This is a genomic window from Streptomyces sp. NBC_01224 (assembly GCF_036002945.1).
GTDB lineage: Bacteria > Actinomycetota > Actinomycetes > Streptomycetales > Streptomycetaceae > Streptomyces.
The window spans coordinates 7,676,170-7,691,603 of the sequence record NZ_CP108529.1; the positions used below are offsets into that span (position 1 = coordinate 7,676,170).

The 15,434-nt window shown below is 70.4% G+C and carries 13 protein-coding genes; all 13 read left to right on the plus strand.

Annotation, left to right across the window (positions count from 1 at the left end; translation table 11 throughout):
- Nucleotides 1-44 precede the first annotated feature (44 nt).
- The 13 genes from OG609_RS34670 (at nucleotide 45) to OG609_RS34730 (ending at nucleotide 15,428) form a co-directional block, all read left to right on the plus strand.
- On the plus strand, nucleotides 45-359 hold the full coding sequence (locus OG609_RS34670; RefSeq protein WP_327276436.1) for a GNAT family N-acetyltransferase: 315 nt from the start codon (nucleotides 45-47) through the stop codon (nucleotides 357-359).
- A gap of 185 nt (nucleotides 360-544) precedes the next feature.
- Nucleotides 545-1,873: an ABC transporter substrate-binding protein gene (locus OG609_RS34675; protein ID WP_327276437.1), complete on the plus strand. Its 1,329-nt coding sequence runs from the start codon at nucleotides 545-547 to the stop codon at nucleotides 1,871-1,873.
- Nucleotides 1,873-2,838, plus strand: coding sequence for a carbohydrate ABC transporter permease (locus tag OG609_RS34680; protein ID WP_327276438.1), 966 nt, complete (start codon nucleotides 1,873-1,875; stop codon nucleotides 2,836-2,838). Before OG609_RS34675 ends, OG609_RS34680 begins: the two co-directional genes overlap by 1 nt.
- A complete protein-coding gene (locus OG609_RS34685) occupies nucleotides 2,835-3,722 on the plus strand; it encodes a carbohydrate ABC transporter permease (protein WP_327276439.1) in 888 nt (295 codons plus the stop codon). The genes OG609_RS34680 and OG609_RS34685 overlap by 4 nt, the downstream gene beginning before the upstream one ends.
- Nucleotides 3,719-6,487: an ATP-binding protein gene (locus OG609_RS34690; protein ID WP_327276440.1), complete on the plus strand. Its 2,769-nt coding sequence runs from the start codon at nucleotides 3,719-3,721 to the stop codon at nucleotides 6,485-6,487. Before OG609_RS34685 ends, OG609_RS34690 begins: the two co-directional genes overlap by 4 nt.
- 138 nt (nucleotides 6,488-6,625) lie before the next feature.
- A complete protein-coding gene (locus OG609_RS34695; protein ID WP_327276441.1) occupies nucleotides 6,626-7,462 on the plus strand; it encodes an alpha/beta fold hydrolase in 837 nt (278 codons plus the stop codon).
- A gap of 68 nt (nucleotides 7,463-7,530) precedes the next feature.
- The gene (locus tag OG609_RS34700; protein ID WP_327276442.1) at nucleotides 7,531-8,628 is read left to right on the plus strand and encodes an LLM class flavin-dependent oxidoreductase; all 1,098 of its coding nucleotides are present in this window, start codon (nucleotides 7,531-7,533) and stop codon (nucleotides 8,626-8,628) included.
- The gene (locus tag OG609_RS34705) at nucleotides 8,625-9,239 is read left to right on the plus strand and encodes an FMN reductase (RefSeq protein ID WP_327276443.1); all 615 of its coding nucleotides are present in this window, start codon (nucleotides 8,625-8,627) and stop codon (nucleotides 9,237-9,239) included. The genes OG609_RS34700 and OG609_RS34705 overlap by 4 nt, the downstream gene beginning before the upstream one ends.
- Before the next feature lie 113 nt (nucleotides 9,240-9,352).
- A complete protein-coding gene (locus OG609_RS34710) occupies nucleotides 9,353-12,196 on the plus strand; it encodes an ATP-binding protein (RefSeq protein WP_327276444.1) in 2,844 nt (947 codons plus the stop codon).
- Nucleotides 12,197-12,337: 141 nt separating this feature from the next.
- Nucleotides 12,338-13,585: a PucR family transcriptional regulator gene (locus OG609_RS34715; protein WP_327276445.1), complete on the plus strand. Its 1,248-nt coding sequence runs from the start codon at nucleotides 12,338-12,340 to the stop codon at nucleotides 13,583-13,585.
- 155 nt (nucleotides 13,586-13,740) lie between these two features.
- The gene (locus OG609_RS34720) at nucleotides 13,741-14,598 is read left to right on the plus strand and encodes an alpha/beta fold hydrolase (protein ID WP_327276446.1); all 858 of its coding nucleotides are present in this window, start codon (nucleotides 13,741-13,743) and stop codon (nucleotides 14,596-14,598) included.
- A 189-nt stretch (nucleotides 14,599-14,787) separates the two neighbouring features.
- Nucleotides 14,788-15,240, plus strand: coding sequence for a hypothetical protein (locus OG609_RS34725; protein ID WP_327276447.1), 453 nt, complete (start codon nucleotides 14,788-14,790; stop codon nucleotides 15,238-15,240).
- Entirely contained in the window at nucleotides 15,237-15,428 is a 192-nt protein-coding gene (locus tag OG609_RS34730) for an AraC family transcriptional regulator (protein WP_327276448.1), read from the plus strand. Before OG609_RS34725 ends, OG609_RS34730 begins: the two co-directional genes overlap by 4 nt.
- Nucleotides 15,429-15,434: the final 6 nt, after the last annotated feature.

The following is a 15,434-nucleotide window of genomic DNA, read 5'->3' on the forward strand; positions in this document are numbered from 1 at the left end:
ACGCACAGCCGCAGCACGAACACCGCAACCGCACAGGAGCACCCATGGAACCGCAGGTAGTGGACCGCCCCGAGAAGTCCCGGTACGAGATCCTCGCCGGCGACGACGGCGCCGAGACCGCGGGCTTCGCCGAGTACCACCTCTCCGAGACCGAGATCGCCTTCATCCACACCGAGACCGATCCCCGGTTCGCGGGCCGGGGGCTGGGCGGGATGCTCGCCCGGGGCGCTCTCGACGACGCCCGGGCACGCGGGCTGCGCGTCCTGCCGTACTGCCCCTTCATCCGGGGGTGGATCGGCAAGCACCCCGAGTACGCCGACCTGGTGCCCGAGGCGCGCCGCGCACATTTCGGTCTCTGAAGCACGTCGGTCCCTGAAGCACGCGACGCTTGGCCCTGCACCGGGTCGTGCCCGCCCGGCCCGAGGCCCCGTTCGAGCCCACCCTCCGGGGTGGGCTCGAACGATTGGGCGATGGTGTTCGAGCGCTGATAGCCTCCGGTCGCTCACCAAGAAACACCTGGTGAGCGATCGGAGGAAGCACACCCATGAGGTTCGGCGCGAGACTCGCGCTCGCCGTCACAACCCTCGCCGTCACGGTCAGCGCCTGCGGTGCGCCGAAGAGCAGTTCTCAGCCCCATGAGGGCAAGGACTGCGGACCCTACGCACGGTACGGCAAGCACCCCGGCACGCAGGTCACCGTTTACGCGGAGAACCGGGACAGGGAAGCCGATCTGTTCGAAGAGACCTGGGCGGACTTCGCGCAGTGCACGGGCATCGACGTCGCGTACGAGGGCGACGGGGAGTTCGAGGCCCAGATCCAGATCCGGGTCGAGGGCGGCAACGCGCCGGATGTGGCGTTCTTCCCGCAGCCGGGGCTGTTGGAACGCTTCGCGCGCGCGGGGAAGCTCAAGCCCGCGGGCGCGCGGCTCGCGTCACTGGCGAAGCAGGGCTGGTCGGCGGACTGGAACAGCTACGCCACCGTGGACGGCACCCTCTACGGCACTCCACTGGTCGCGAACGTGAAGTCGTTCGTCTGGTACTCGCCGAAGTTCTTCCGGGACAGGGGACTGAGCGTTCCCCGCACATGGTCCGAGCTGATGGACGTGACGGAGAAGGTCGCGGCATCGGGGGTCAAGCCGTGGTGCGCGGGCATCGAATCCGGTGAGGCGACCGGCTGGCCCCTGACGGACTGGATCGAGGACGTCCTGCTGCGCCGGCTCGGGCCGGACGTCTACGACCAGTGGGTCGCTCACGAGATTCCCTTCAACGACCCGCGAGTGATCCGAGCCATCGACACGGTGGGATCCGTCCTCAAGAACGACCGGTACGCCAACGGCGGGTACGGTCCGGCGCGGTCGATGGCCTCGATCGCCTACCAGGAGGGCGGCACGCCCATCCTGTCCGGCGACTGCGCGATGCACCGCCAGGCTTCGTTCTACGCCGAGCACTGGCCCGACGGTACCGGGATCGGGCCGGACAAGGACGTGTTCGCCTTCCTCCTGCCGGGAATGGACAGGACCAGCCGTCCGGTGCTCGGCGGTGGCGTGTTCACCGCCGCGTTCTCCGACCGCCCCGAGGTCCGCGCCTTCCAGGAGTACCTGGCGACCGCGGACTTCGCCAACGCGCGCATGAAGAAGGGTCCGTTCGTCTCGGCGAACAAGGGCGTGGATCCGGCCGACGCCGCCGGCCCGGTCGACAAGCTGTCGATCCAGCTGCTCCAGGATCCCCGGACACAGTTCCGGTTCGACGGTTCGGACCTGATGCCCGCGGCGGTGGGTGCCGGGACGTTCTGGAAGGCTGTCGTCGACTGGATCGGCGGAGAGAGCACCGAGGCGATGGCCGACTTTGTCGAACGGTCCTGGCCGCGCCCCTGATGTCGTTCGATGTTGTGGCACAGCAGCCCAAGCTGCTGCACCTTCTCCAGGGAACAGGCGTGTTCACGGCGGTCGTCTGCCTGATCCTCCTCGCCGTGCACCGGGGGCCGATGCGGCGGCGGGGCCCGGCCTTCCTGCTGCTGGCTCCCGCGCTGCTGCTGTTGACGGTCGGTCTTCTCCTTCCCGGTCTGCGCACCCTGCTGCTGTCGTTCATGGACGGGGAGGGGGACGCATGGGTCGGACTCGACAACTACGCGTGGATGTTCACCGATCCCGACGCGCTGGTCGCGCTGCGCAACACCCTGCTCTGGGTGGTGCTGGTGCCCCTGCTGGTGACGGCGGTCGGCCTTCTCTACGCGGCGGCCGTCGTACGGTCGCGGTTCCGCGCACTCGCCCTGTCCCTCGTCCTGCTGCCGATGGCGATCTCGTTCGTCGGCGCCGGCCTGGTGTGGAAGTTCGTCTACGCCTACCGGCCCGCCGGGGCGGAACAGATCGGGCTGCTGAACCAGCTCGTCGTGGCCTTCGGCGGCACGCCGGGACAGTGGCTCGTGGACCCTTCCTGGAACGTCCTGTTCCTCATCGTGGCCATGGTGTGGACGCAGGCGGGCTTCGCGGCCGTCCTGCTGGCGGGAGCGATCACGGCGGTTCCCGGCGAGATCACCGAGGCGGCCCGACTGGACGGCGCGTCGCCCCGGCGGATCTTCTGGCACATCACTCTGCCGTTGATCAGACCCACGCTGCTCGTCGTGGTCCTCGCCGAGGTGATCGGCACCTTCAAGGCATTCGACATCGTCAAAACCATGACCGCCGGTCAGTTCGACACGGGTGTCATTGCCCAGGACATGTACGACCAGGCATTCCGCTACGGCCAGACAGGCCGCGGCGCGGCTCTCGCCGTCCTCCTCTTCGCCCTGGTCACCCCGGTCGTCGCCTACAAGGTCCGAGCGCAGCGGAGCGCGCGATGAGCCGTGCCCGGGAGCGTCTGGGCTCCCGCGCCTTCTCGCTGGCCGCCGTGGTGATCGCGCTCCTCTGGACGACGCCGACCCTCGGTCTCTTCCTCTCCTCGTTCCGTCCCGAGGACGAGATCAAGACGACGGGCTGGTGGACCATGTTCGGCTCGCCGCACGTCACGCTCGACAACTACGGCGAGGTGCTGTTCGGAGGCAGGAACGCGTCGGGGCAGCTCGCCGACCACCTGGTCAACTCGATCGTCATCACCCTCCCGTCGGTGCTGTTTCCCCTGGTCCTGGCCTTCTTCGCCGCCTACGCCCTGGCATGGATCGACTTCAAGGGACGCGACGCACTCGTCGTCGGCATCTTCGCGCTCCAGATCGTGCCCCTTCAGATGGCGCTCGTTCCCCTGCTGAAGCTCTTCTCCCGGGGATGGCTGTTCCTGCCCGCCTGGAACCCCACCGGACCGGCTCGGTTCAGCCACATCTGGTTCGCCCACACCGTCTTCGCCCTGCCGTTCGCGATCTTCCTTCTGCACAACTTCCTTGCCGGACTGCCGAGAGACCTGATCGAATCCGCCCGGGTCGACGGCGCGTCGCACGGGACGCTGCTGCTCCGGATCGTCCTGCCGCTGGCCCGCCCGGCCCTGGTCACATTCGCGGTCATCCAGTTCATCTGGGTGTGGAACGACCTGCTGGTGGCGTTGGCGATGTCGGGCGGGACGGCCGAGACCGCGCCGGTCACGGTCAGACTGGCGGCACTGGCCGGGACGCGCGGCAACGAGTGGCAGCGGCTCACGGCAGGAGCGTTCGTGGCGGCCTCCGTCCCGGTGCTGGTCTTCTTCTCCCTCCAGCGGCACTTCGCCCGGGGCCTGCTCGCGGGCTCCGTCAAGGGATGACCGCGGTGGAGGCGTTCGGGTCAGGAGAAAACGACGAGGCCATGCGCGGGAGGCTGAGCCGGCCGGGGCTGCGGGGCCGGGAAGCCGAGCTGGAGCGGCTGCGTGCCCTGATCGGGGCCGTGCGTGACGGTGAGGGCGGCGCGATCGCTCTGCTCGTGGGGGAGCCGGGGATCGGGAAGACCGTACTGCTGGAGGAGACGGTCTCGATCGCACGGGCCCACGGGTTCGTCGTCAGCCAGGGACACGCCGAGGAGCTCCATGAGCTGGCACCGCTCGCCTCGCTTGCATCGGGCCTCCTTCACGGCGACCCGCCCCTGGTGTCGGCCGAGGACTTCGCGCAGCTCGCGGGCCACCACGATCAGCGCGTCTGGCTCGTCGAACGGCTGGCCCAGCTGATCGAGGAGCGCTCGGCGGGCACGCCCGTACTGATCGCGATCGACGATGTGCACTGGGCCGATCCGCTGAGCCGGTTCGCGCTGAACGTCATGCCGGCACGACTGCTCGCCTCCCCGGTCCTGTGGCTGCTCGCCGGCAGGAAGGACCCGGACCTGCGCGGGAACGGTCAGCGGACCACGACGCTTCCCCTGCGTCCGCTGTCCGGCGAGGCCCTCGCCGAGCTGGCGTGCGACGTGCTCGGCGAGGACCTACCGGAGAAGGTCACGGATCTCCTCGACGGGTCGGGCGGCAACCCTTTCCTCGCCGGCGAGATGCTCATGGGCATCGCGGCGTCGGGTGCGGACGGGACGGAGCCGCTGGAGCGGGTGGTACTCGGTGTACGCGGCAGGTTGGCCGGGCTCCGGCCGGGCACGCTCGATTTCCTGAGGATCGGCTCGGTCCTGGGGCGCTCGTTCCGGCTCGCCGACGCCGCGGCCCTGAGCGGCAGAACCGCGACCGGTCTCCTCGGCGAGCTGCGGGAAGCGTTCGCCGCCGGGCTCCTCGACGACGACGGCGAGCGCCTCGTGTTCCGCCACGATCTGCTCCGCCAGGCCGTGTACACCGACCTCGTTCCCTCGGCACGAAGAGCCCTGCACCGGGAGGCGGCGACCCGGCTCGTCGCGGCGGGGCGGACCGCCGCCGACGCGGTTCCGCACTTGCTGAAGAGCGCCGAACCCGGTGATCACGAGGCGGCCCGGCTGCTCGGCAGAGCCGCCGCGGACGTGCTCGCCGTCATGCCCGAGCTCGCCGCCGACCTGGCGCTGCGTGCCCTGGAACTCGTGCCGCCCAACGATCCCGTGGCCTTCGGAATGGGAGAACAGGCCATCACCGCACTGACCCGCGCGGGCCGCTACTCGCAGGCGCGGGAGACCGGCGACATGCTGCTCGCCCGACTGCCGCCCCTGGACGTCTACGCCGGCCTGCAGTCCGCACTCGGCGACGTGCTGTGGCACCTTGACCAAATCCCCGAGCTGGCCCGCCGGTCGACGGCGGCACTGGCCGTCGTCACCGACCCGGCCGTATCCGCTCGTCTGACCGCGCTGCAGGCACTGGCGCAGTCGCGCGGACACGATCTCGCGGTCGCGCGGAGGACCGGGGAGCGGGCGCTCGCCGCGGCGGAGCGTGCGGGCGACCGAGAGGCCCGCGTCATCGCGCTGTGGGGCCTCGGCGAGATCTCCCTCAACACGGGCGAATGCGCCGCCGCCGCCGGCCATCACACGGCGTTGAGCGCGTTCGACGCGGCCTTCCTGCCCGAGGAGGTCGTCGCCCGGCTCCACCTGGACGAATTCGACTGCGCCCGGAAACTGCTGAGGAAGGCGGACGGCGAACCCCTGCGCCCCGCGATGCTGATGTGGGCCCAGGGAAGCCTGAACCTGGGACTCGGGCGGCTCGACGACGCGGAAGCCGACTTCATCACCGCTGAACGGCTGGAAGCGGACATCCGTGTGCCCGGCAACCTCGTCAACCTGCGTGTCAACCGGGGCCGGATCGCGATGCTGCGCGGCGACCGCGAAGCCGCCGAGGAACACGTCGGCGTGGTCAGGGCGGCCATGGCCGACCGGCCGAACGCGGGCAACCACGCCGCTCATCAGTACCTCGAGGCCGTGCTCGCGGACGCCGACGGCGACCACGCGGCGGCGGCCGCGCTGCTCCGGTCCGCCCAGCGGGACAGCCCGTTCGTCCGATGGCGGCTCCTGCGCACACGGTTCGTCGAAGCCGTGCGGATCGCCCTGCGTGCCGGAGACCGGTCCCTGGCCGAGGACCTCGCGGCCCAGGCGGCCGAGCACGCCTCCCGCAACCCCTCCGTGCCGACCCCGAACGGAATCGCCGCCCACGCGGCCGCCCTGGTGAACTCCGACGACGCGCTCCTGGAGCGGGCCGTCCGGATCCTGCGGACCGGACCCCGCCCCCTGCACCTCGCAGCCGCCTCCGCCGACCTCGGGCGCGCCCTGCTGACCACCGGCGACGGCGCCGCGACACCCGAGCTGACCAGCGCGTACGAGGCGTACATGCAGGCGGGGGCAGGCTTCGAGGCCGACCGGGTCCGGGCGGTCCTGGACCGGGCCACGACCCGTTCCGGCCGGCGCACCGCGGCCCGGCCGCGTCCCACCCAGGGCTGGGCCGCGCTCACCGCCTCGGAACGCAAGGTCGCCCGGCTGGTCGCCGCGGGGCACACCAACCGGTCGGCCGCCGCCGCTCTGTTCGTCTCCCCGCACACGGTGAACACCCATCTGGCGTCGGTCTTCCGCAAGCTCTCGGTCAGCTCCAGGGTCCAGTTGACCCGGCTCGTGCTGGCGGGAGCCGACGCCGAGCCGGCCGACGCCGGTTGATCCGGGGCCGAACTCTGCGCACCTGGGCAAGGCGTGGTGCGTCACGCGACAACAGGCGACGCCGGGCCGACCGTAGCGTGACGGCAGTCCGCGCCGCACCGATGCGCGGACCAGCCGACTGGAACGAGGAAGCACCCCATGCCGTACATCACCGTGGGCCAGGAGAACTCCACCGCGATCGATCTGTACTACGAGGACCACGGCGCCGGTCAGCCGGTCGTCCTCATCCACGGCTTCCCGCTCGACGGCCACTCCTGGGAGCGGCAGAGTGCCGCCCTGCTCGACGCCGGCTACCGCGTGATCACCTACGACCGCCGAGGATTCGGTCAGTCCGGCCAGCCGACGACCGGGTACGACTACGACACCTTCGCCGCCGACCTGAACACCGTGATGGAGGCCCTCGACCTTCGCGACGCCGTCCTGGTCGGATTCTCCATGGGCACCGGTGAGGTCGCCCGCTATGTGTCCGCGTACGGCTCCGGCCGGGTCGCCAAGGTCGCCTTCCTGGCCTCGCTGGAGCCGTTCCTGCTCAAGAACGACGACAACCCCGGCGGTGTCGCCCCCCAGGAGTTCTTCGACGGAGTCGTCGCCGCCGTCAAGGCCGACCGGTACGCCTACTACACGGCCTTCTTCAACGACTTCTACAACCTCGACGAGAACCTCGGCACCAGGATCAGCGCCGAAGCGGTGAGCAACAGCTGGAACGTCGCGGCCGGCGGCGGTTCCTTCGCGGCCGCGGCCGCGCCCTCCACCTGGTACACGGACTTCCGCGCCGACATCCCCGCCATCGACGTCCCGGCGCTCATCCTGCACGGAACGGCCGACCGGATCCTCCCGGCCGAGGGAACGGCGCGTCCGTTCCACCGGATGCTCCCGTCCGCCGACTACGTGGAGATCGATGGCGCCCCGCACGGCCTCCTGTGGACCCACGCTGAGGAGGTCAACACGGCCCTCCTCGCCTTCCTGTCGAAGTGACGCCCCACCCGCCGCTTCCACGGCCCGCATCCACAGGACCCAGGCAGATACAGGAGGGCAGAGACCCCATGCAGTTCGGCATCTTCACCGTCGGGGACGTGACACCCGACCCCACCACCGGCCGCACGCCGTCGGAGCACGAGCGCATCAAGGCGATGATCGCCATCGCGCTCAAGGCCGAGGAGGTCGGCCTGGACGTCTTCGCGACCGGCGAGCACCACAACCCGCCGTTCGTCCCGTCGTCCCCGACCACCATGCTCGGCTACATCGCCGCCCGCACCGAGAAGCTGATCCTGTCCACCGCCACGACGCTGATCACCACCAACGACCCGGTGAAGATCGCGGAGGACTACGCGACGCTCCAGCACCTGGCCGACGGCCGGGTCGACCTCATGCTGGGGCGTGGCAACACCGGGCCCGTCTACCCGTGGTTCGGGCAGGACATCCGCCAGGGCATCAACCTCGCCAAGGAGAACTACGCACTGCTGCGCCGACTGTGGCGCGAGGACATCGTGGACTGGGAGGGTACGTTCCGTACGCCCCTGCAGGCATTCACCTCGACACCCCGGCCGCTGGACGGCGTCGCGCCGTTCGTCTGGCACGGATCCATCAGGTCACCGGAGATCGCGGAGCAGGCCGCGTTCTACGGCGACGGCTTCTTCCACAACAACATCTTCTGGCCGGCGGACCACACCAGGCGCATGGTCCAGCTGTACCGGCGCCGGTACGCCCACCACGGCCACGGCCGTCCGGAGGACGCCATCGTGGGTCTCGGCGGACAGGTCTTCATGCGGAAGAACTCCCAGGACGCCGTACGGGAGTTCCGCCCGTACTTCGACAACGCTCCCGTGTACGGCCACGGCCCGTCGCTGGAGGAGTTCACCGAGCAGACCCCGCTGACCGTGGGCTCTCCCCAGCAGGTCATCGAGCGGACCCTGGCCTTCCGGGAGAGCGTCGGTGACTACCAGCGCCAGCTCTTCCTGATGGACCACGCGGGCCTGCCCCTGAAGACTGTCCTGGAACAGCTCGACATCCTCGGCGAAGAGGTCGTGCCTGTGCTGCGCAAGGAGTTCGCGAACGGACGCCCGGCCGACGTGCCGAACGCACCGACGCACCCGGCACGGGGCACCGCCGCCGCGACGGCGCGGGAAGTGAGCGCCGCGTGAAGCTGATCGCCGTCTCCGCGGGGCTGAGCACCCCCTCCTCCACACGCCTGCTCGCGGACCGGCTCATCGAGTCCGCCCGCGGCGGACTCGCGGCCCAGGGACACACCGTGCCGACCGAGGTCATCGAGTTGCGCGAACTGGCCCGCGACGTCGCCAACCACCTTGTCACCGGCTTCCCACCGTCCCGACTGGCCGCGGCGATCGACGCGGTGACGGGGGCCGATGGCCTGATCGTCGTGACTCCCGTGTTCACGGCTTCCTACAGCGGGCTGTTCAAGTCCTTCTTCGACCTGATCGACCCGGACGCTCTCACCGGGAAACCGGTCGTGATCGCGGCGACGGGTGGTACCGCCCGTCACTCCCTGGTCCTGGAGCACGCCCTGCGCCCGCTCTTCGCCTATCTGCGCGCCGCCGTCGTCCCCACGGCGGTGTACGCGGCGTCCGAGGACTGGGGATCAGGGGGAGACGAGTACACCGACGGTCTTCCCGCGCGCATCCGGCGGGCGGGCGGCGAACTGGCCGCGCTCATGGCCGCCCGCCCGGCCCGTGCCGAGCCCGAGGACGACGTCACCGCGCTCGAACGGCAACTCGCCGACCTGCGCTTCGACTGAGGCCGGGGGACACCCTCGGGGAGATCGGGCCAGCCCCATGCTCCATACTGATCCGCCGATACCGCACCCGGAACCGAGTCCCATCCGGTGCGGCCCCGGGCGGCGGAATGAGAGTGACCCGATTGACAACATGGCCATTTCCCGAGCACCCCGGCGGCGTGGGCGTGCCGGTCCGCGGCAGGGACGCGGAACTGGCCTTCATCGAGGAGCGGCTCGACTCGCTGGCCCGCCGCGAAGGCGGGATCGTCCGTGTCGAAGGCCCCGCGGGCAGTGGCAAGACCACGATCCTCGCGGAGGCTTCGGCATCCGCGAAGGGGCGTGGGATGCGGGTGTTCCACGGGGGAGCGGACCCCGATGACCAGTTCGTGCCGCTCGCCCCGCTGCTGGACGGGCTGATCTCCGGGGAGAAGCCGCTGCCGGACGCCGCCCGGCTCCGGGAGCTCGCCACGGTGTCCAGCCAGCGGTTCTGGCTGCTCCAGGAGCTGATGGACCGCTTGCGGGAGGCGGCGCGGAGCGAGCCCCTGCTCATCATCCTCGACGACCTCCAGTGGTGTGATGACCTCACCCTCCTCACCTTCCACACCCTCGCGGCCCGACTCTCGCCGCACGCGATCCTGTGGCTGGTGGCCGTGCGCAGCGGAAGCGTCGTACCGCCGGGCGTGCGTACGACACTGGACAGGATCCAGCAGGCGGGCGCGCACGAAGTGGCTCTGGGCCCGCTCGCGGACCCGGCGGTCGCGCAGATCGCGCGGGACGTCCTGGGCGCGGTTCCCGACCCGGACGTCCTCCGCGTCGCCCGCCGTGCCGACGGCGTTCCGCAGTTGCTGACCGAGCTGCTCGGCGGGCTGCGGGACGAGGGGGTGGTGACGGTCGACAGCGGCACGGCCCGGCTGTCGGCCGGAATCCTCCCCGCCCGCGCGTTCCCCATCCGCTCCCTGCCCTCCGTCGGACGCCGCCTCGACATGCTGTCCGACGCGGCTCGCGAACTCGTGGAAACGGCGGCTGTCGCGGGCCACCCGGTCACCGTGGGCCTCCTTGCCGAACTGCTCGGCAGGTCGTCGGCGGCACTGATCACCGCAGTGCGGGAATCCCTCGATTCCGATCTGCTGACCGAAAGAGGCGATCATCTGGAATTCCGCCACGAGCTGATCCGCGAGGCGCTGGAAGCCGGTCTTCCGCTCTCCGTGCGCCGGCCGCTGCGCCGTCAGGCCGAGGCGCTGCTGGAGAGCGCGACACTCCCGGTCGGCCCCCCTGCGCCACCGGTCGGTGGCGCGGACGATGAGCGGGCGGCCGTCGACCGGCTGCGCTCCGCTGCGGCGGAACTCGCGGCCACCGCTCCCGGATCGGCCGCGGACCTCAGCATCAGAGCGCTGGAACTGACCGCGGCGGACGCTCCGGAACGGCCGGCGGTCGTCGCCGAGACGATCCCGCTGCTCTGGCAGACGGGTCAGCGGGCCCGGGCCCGTCACCTGGGGGACTCGGCCCTGTCGGCCGGTGGCCTCGGGCCCGAGGACGAGGCACGGATACGCCTCGGCCTGGCACGCCTGTCGTGCGAGCTGGACTTCTCCGAGGCGGTCCGGCAGGCCCGTGCCGGGGCGGCACTGCCCGGGATCCCGGCGGCCCTGCGGGCCCGACTGCTCGCGCTGCTCTGTCTCAGTCTGTCGATGTCGGGCGACAACGAGGCGGCCGAGCAGACCGCGGCCGAAGCGCTGGGGACCGTCGAAGCGGCCGGGGACCGGGCCGCCGAGGCCACCTTCCGGGTGGTCGACTCGATCGTCAGCTTCCACCGGATGGACTGGAACGAGGCGTTCCGTCAGGTGGACCAGGTCGCCGAGCTGGGGATCGTGCCTTCCGGGTGGGTTCCGGAGGCCCTGTGGCAGGGCTTCCTGCTGAACGCGGCCGGCCGCTCCGCGGAGGCGCTGGCCGTCGCGCAGGCCGGCCTCTGGAACACCCGGAAGGCGGGCCACGCGGCCGCCACACGCATGTGGCTCATGATCCGCACCCGAGTCCTCCTCGACGCCGGACGGCTGACGGACGCCCGGGCCGAGGCGGAAGCCGCGTCCGCGATGGCGGACGAGCTCGGCATGGGCAACCTCGCCGACCTCACGCTCTCGTACACACTGATGCGCGTCGCACTCCACACCGGCGACCAGGAGGCCGTACGAGGGTACGCGGCCGATGCGCGGCGGATGCGAAGCGACAGCGCACCGCTCGTCCGCAACATGGGCTCGTGGATGCTGGCCCTGCTGGCGGACTGCGAAGGCCGGCCCGGCCACGCCATGGCCGCACTCGACGACGTGATCGCGGCGCTCGCCGAGGACCGGCCTTCCCTCGTCGGCCCGGTCGACCCCGCAGACGCCCCCGTCCTCGTCCGCATGGCGCTGCGGGCCGGCGCCCACGAGCGGGCCGCGCTCGCGGTCGCGGTGGCCGAGCGACGGGCCGCCCGCAACCCCGGCGTCACGATCCTCGCCGCCACGGCCGCGCACGCCCGCGGGCTGCACGACAACGACTTCGGTCACCTCCTGCGCGCGGTCCGGTTGCACGAGGACTGCCCTCGGCCGATCGCCCGGGCGTCGGCACTGGAGGACGCCGGCCGCAAGCTCGCCGCCACCCGTATCTCCGAAGCGGTGCCGTACCTGGACAAAGCCCTCGCCCTTTACACGCAGGCAGGCGCCGAGCGGGATGTCGCACGCGTCCGTCGACGTCTGCGGGCCGCGGGCGTCCGCCGGCCGCCCTCGTCGGCCGGACACATCAAGGAATGGCCCGAGCTGACGGCGTCCGAGGTCCGGGTGGCACGGCTCGTCGCCCAAGGACTGACGAACCTTCAGGTGGCCGAGCGGCTCTCCCTCTCGCCGCACACGGTGAGCTCGCACCTGCGCCGCGCCTTCACCAAGCTCGACATCGCCTCGCGAACGGAGTTGGCACGGCTGGTAGGGACTCGCGACAGCGGAGAGTAATCGCTTCGTATCCCCTGTTGATGTCGTGCCCCATGGACGATTCGTGCGATGTGCTGACGTCGTCGCTTCCTCAGAATGATCTAGAGCTGCGGAAAGGAGAAAAGATCCGCAGTTCACAGGTGGTCAAGAGAGGAACAGTGCATGACCGGAAGGCCTCAGCGGGCCCGTCCTGGCAGCCCCGGGCTTCAGGCGCTTGTCGACGAACTCGCCGAGAAGCTGGGCCGGTCCGTCGCGGTCGACGACCCGCTGGTTCGCGTGATCTGCACGAGCCGCCACTTCGGTGACGAGGACCCGGTGCGCATCGGCACACTGCTGCAGGGCCGCGCCGACAACGCGACCGTCCGATACGTCCTGGCCCAGGGCGTGGCCCAGTGGCCGAAGCCCGGATTCATCGAGGGCCGGGACGATCTCGGACTGCTTCCCCGCTACGTCGTGCCGCTGCGAGAGCGCGGGTACCTCCTCGGGCTTCTGATGGTGGTCGCGCCGGAAAAGGCGCTCGCGGAGCAGGAGACCGAAGCCATCGCGCGGGCGGCCGAGGCCATGGCCGCCCAGATGTACGCGGAACACCTCGCCGCCGACACCCGGAAGTCCGACGAGCGGACCCTGGTGTCGGAGCTGATCGACACCAACGTCGCCACGTCTACCGCCGCACGCCGGCGGGCGATGGAGTCCGGGCTGCTCGGGGACGCCGAGCACGTCCTGGTCACCGTCGTCCAGCTGTGCCGCGGCACGGAGCCCGTGCGGCAGGCCGAGGCAGCCCTGTGGGGGACGTTGGAAGGCTTCCGGCAGACACGATCGGCGCAGGGCTTCATCGCGATCGACCAGGAGCGGGCGATCCTGGTCCAGCTGAGCGACCGGGCTTCCGGTCCGGCCGAGGTTGCCGCCCAGTCCGCCCGCATCCTTGAGGAACTCACCACGTTCCTGGACCCCTCGGCGGCCCCCGTGATTGGCGTCGGCGGGCGGCACCTGGGCCTGCACGACGCGTGGCGGTCGTACGAGCAGGCGCTCGTGGCGGCTCGCGCCGCGCGCCGGCGGCCTTCCCTGAAGAGCCTGGGCGACTGGGACCTGCTCGGGGAGTTCGCCGTGCTCCTCCAACTCCCGGAGCACGCACTGAACGAGTCCCTCGTCCCGAAGCCGCTCCGCACCCTGAACGAGGCCAACGGTGGCGACCGGCTGCGGGACACTCTGCGGTGCTTCCTCGAACACGCCGGCTCGATCCCCAAGACCGCGGACGCGCTGAGACTTCACCGCACGTCGCTCTACTACCGCCTGCGCCAGATCGAGAAGATCACCGGACTCGACCTGGACGACGGTACACACCGGCTCACTCTGCACCTGGGGCTCAAGATCGAGGAACTCCTCCCCACGGGCGACGACGTGGGCGCGTGATCCCCGCCCGGTCTCATGGCCGGCACCGCTTCGACGAAGTGCGAATGACCTCCCGCCCGATTCCTACAGCACGCGGTGGCAACGGCGCCGCGCCGCATCCGACACTGTGGGGACGAGGCGGGCTCGACAGCCAGACCGCGGCCAGGAGAGATGCCATGAGAGAACTGATCACGACGGACGGGACACGGCTCGCGTACCGAGACAGTGGTGGCGAGGGCGTGCCCCTGGTCATGCTGCACGGCTGGGGCCAGACGCAGGAGATGTTCCGCCACCAGGTCGCGGATCTGTCCCCCGGCCGTCGCGTCGTCACCATCGACCTGCGCGGCCACGGGCTGTCCGACAAGCCGCATCACGGCTATCGCATCGCTCGCCTCTCGCGCGACGTGCTCGAACTCGTCGACCATCTCCGGCTGGAGCGGTTCGACGCGCTGGGCTGGTCCATGGGCGTCTCGGTGTGGTGGAGCTTCATCGACCAGTACGGCACCGGACGGATCCGGCGCTTCGTCGCCGTGGACCAGCCGGCAGCCGTCGCCGCCGTTCCTTGGATGACCAAGCGGGAGCAGCAGGACTCCGGCGCCATCTTCGACGTGTCGGCACTTCTCGCTCTGGGCGCCGCACTCGCGGCGCCGGGCGGCGACAAAGTGCGTGCCGATTTCGTACGCGGCATGTTCTCCGGCGAGCCCGACCCGGAGATGCTCGCCTTTGTCGCCGAGCAGATCACCGCGACACCCGCCTACGCCGGTGTACCTCTGCTGTTCGACCACTGCGCTCAGGACTGGCGCGACGTGCTTCCCCGGGTCGATGTGCCGACCCTGGTGATCGGCTGTGAGGGAAGCCATGTGCACCCCGATTCGCAGCGCTTCATCGCCGAGCAGATTCCCGATGCGCGACTGCACGTCTTCCCCTTCGACGTGGCGAGCTCGCACTTCCCCTTCCTCGAAAACCCGGCCGCGTTCAACGCAGTGGTCGAGAAGTTCCTGGCCGAGGAACCATACGGTGTGGAGTTCCGGTGACCCGACCCCTTGTCCAGATTCTTTCCGGAATGCCGGGCGAGGGGACAGGAAATTCCTTCACCTCGGCATGCATGTCCGCGGGCCGGTCACGATTGTCCGCGATGGCGCCAAGCGTGTCCTGGAGCCGAACGACCTGGTCCTCTGTGACCCGGCCCGGCGTCACCTGGTGAGGTCCGCGACGACAGCCGGATGACCTTCTTCCCGGTACCCCTCTGCTATCTGGGAGTCACGGAGTCGGAAGTGGACCAGGTGGTGGGTGTGCCCGTGCGCGGCGGAGAGGGGCCGGGCACGCTGGTGTCGGACTTCCTGTCCTCGCTCGCCGCCAAGGCGGAGTTCCGCCGGTCCACGATCAGGGACCGGCTCTCCCGGACGGCCGTTCACCTCCTCTCCGTACTGGTCATGGAACTCCTGGAGACGAGCACGGCGGACGAGGCGGCCGACGGGTCGCGTGGCGGCAACGAGATGCTGTCCCGGATCCAGGCCTTTATCGAAGAGCATCTGAAGGACCCGAACCTCTCACCGGAGATTGCACGTGCCCACCACATCTCCGTCCGGTACCTGCACAAGCTCTTCCAGAACGACGGCATCACGGTGAGCCAAAGGGTACGGCGACGCAGGCTCGAGTCCTGCAGGTCGAGTTGAGCCGGTCAAACCGGAGATTCACCGTGGACGCGGTGGCACACCGCTGGGGCTTCAGCAGCCCCTCGCACTTCAGCCGCACCTTCAGGGGCGCGTACGGCATGTCCCCCCGTTATCTTTTTCGCGGTCCTGCAACGGGGCCGCTGGCCTCCGGGCCCGGCATGACTGTGTCCCCCTGTCGAACTCGATGACCTGGG

Bases quoted from the DNA above. Each gene is read 5' to 3' on its own strand.
- OG609_RS34670 (WP_327276436.1), top strand. From the start codon at position 45: ATGGAACCGCAGGTAGTGGACCGCCCCGAGAAGTCCCGGTACGAGATC.
- OG609_RS34675 (WP_327276437.1), top strand. From the start codon at position 545: ATGAGGTTCGGCGCGAGACTCGCGCTCGCCGTCACAACCCTCGCCGTC.
- OG609_RS34680 (WP_327276438.1), top strand. From the start codon at position 1,873: ATGTCGTTCGATGTTGTGGCACAGCAGCCCAAGCTGCTGCACCTTCTC.
- OG609_RS34685 (WP_327276439.1), top strand. From the start codon at position 2,835: ATGAGCCGTGCCCGGGAGCGTCTGGGCTCCCGCGCCTTCTCGCTGGCC.
- OG609_RS34690 (WP_327276440.1), top strand. From the start codon at position 3,719: ATGACCGCGGTGGAGGCGTTCGGGTCAGGAGAAAACGACGAGGCCATG.
- OG609_RS34695 (WP_327276441.1), top strand. From the start codon at position 6,626: ATGCCGTACATCACCGTGGGCCAGGAGAACTCCACCGCGATCGATCTG.
- OG609_RS34700 (WP_327276442.1), top strand. From the start codon at position 7,531: ATGCAGTTCGGCATCTTCACCGTCGGGGACGTGACACCCGACCCCACC.
- OG609_RS34715 (WP_327276445.1), top strand. From the start codon at position 12,338: ATGACCGGAAGGCCTCAGCGGGCCCGTCCTGGCAGCCCCGGGCTTCAG.
- OG609_RS34720 (WP_327276446.1), top strand. From the start codon at position 13,741: ATGAGAGAACTGATCACGACGGACGGGACACGGCTCGCGTACCGAGAC.
- OG609_RS34725 (WP_327276447.1), top strand. From the start codon at position 14,788: ATGACCTTCTTCCCGGTACCCCTCTGCTATCTGGGAGTCACGGAGTCG.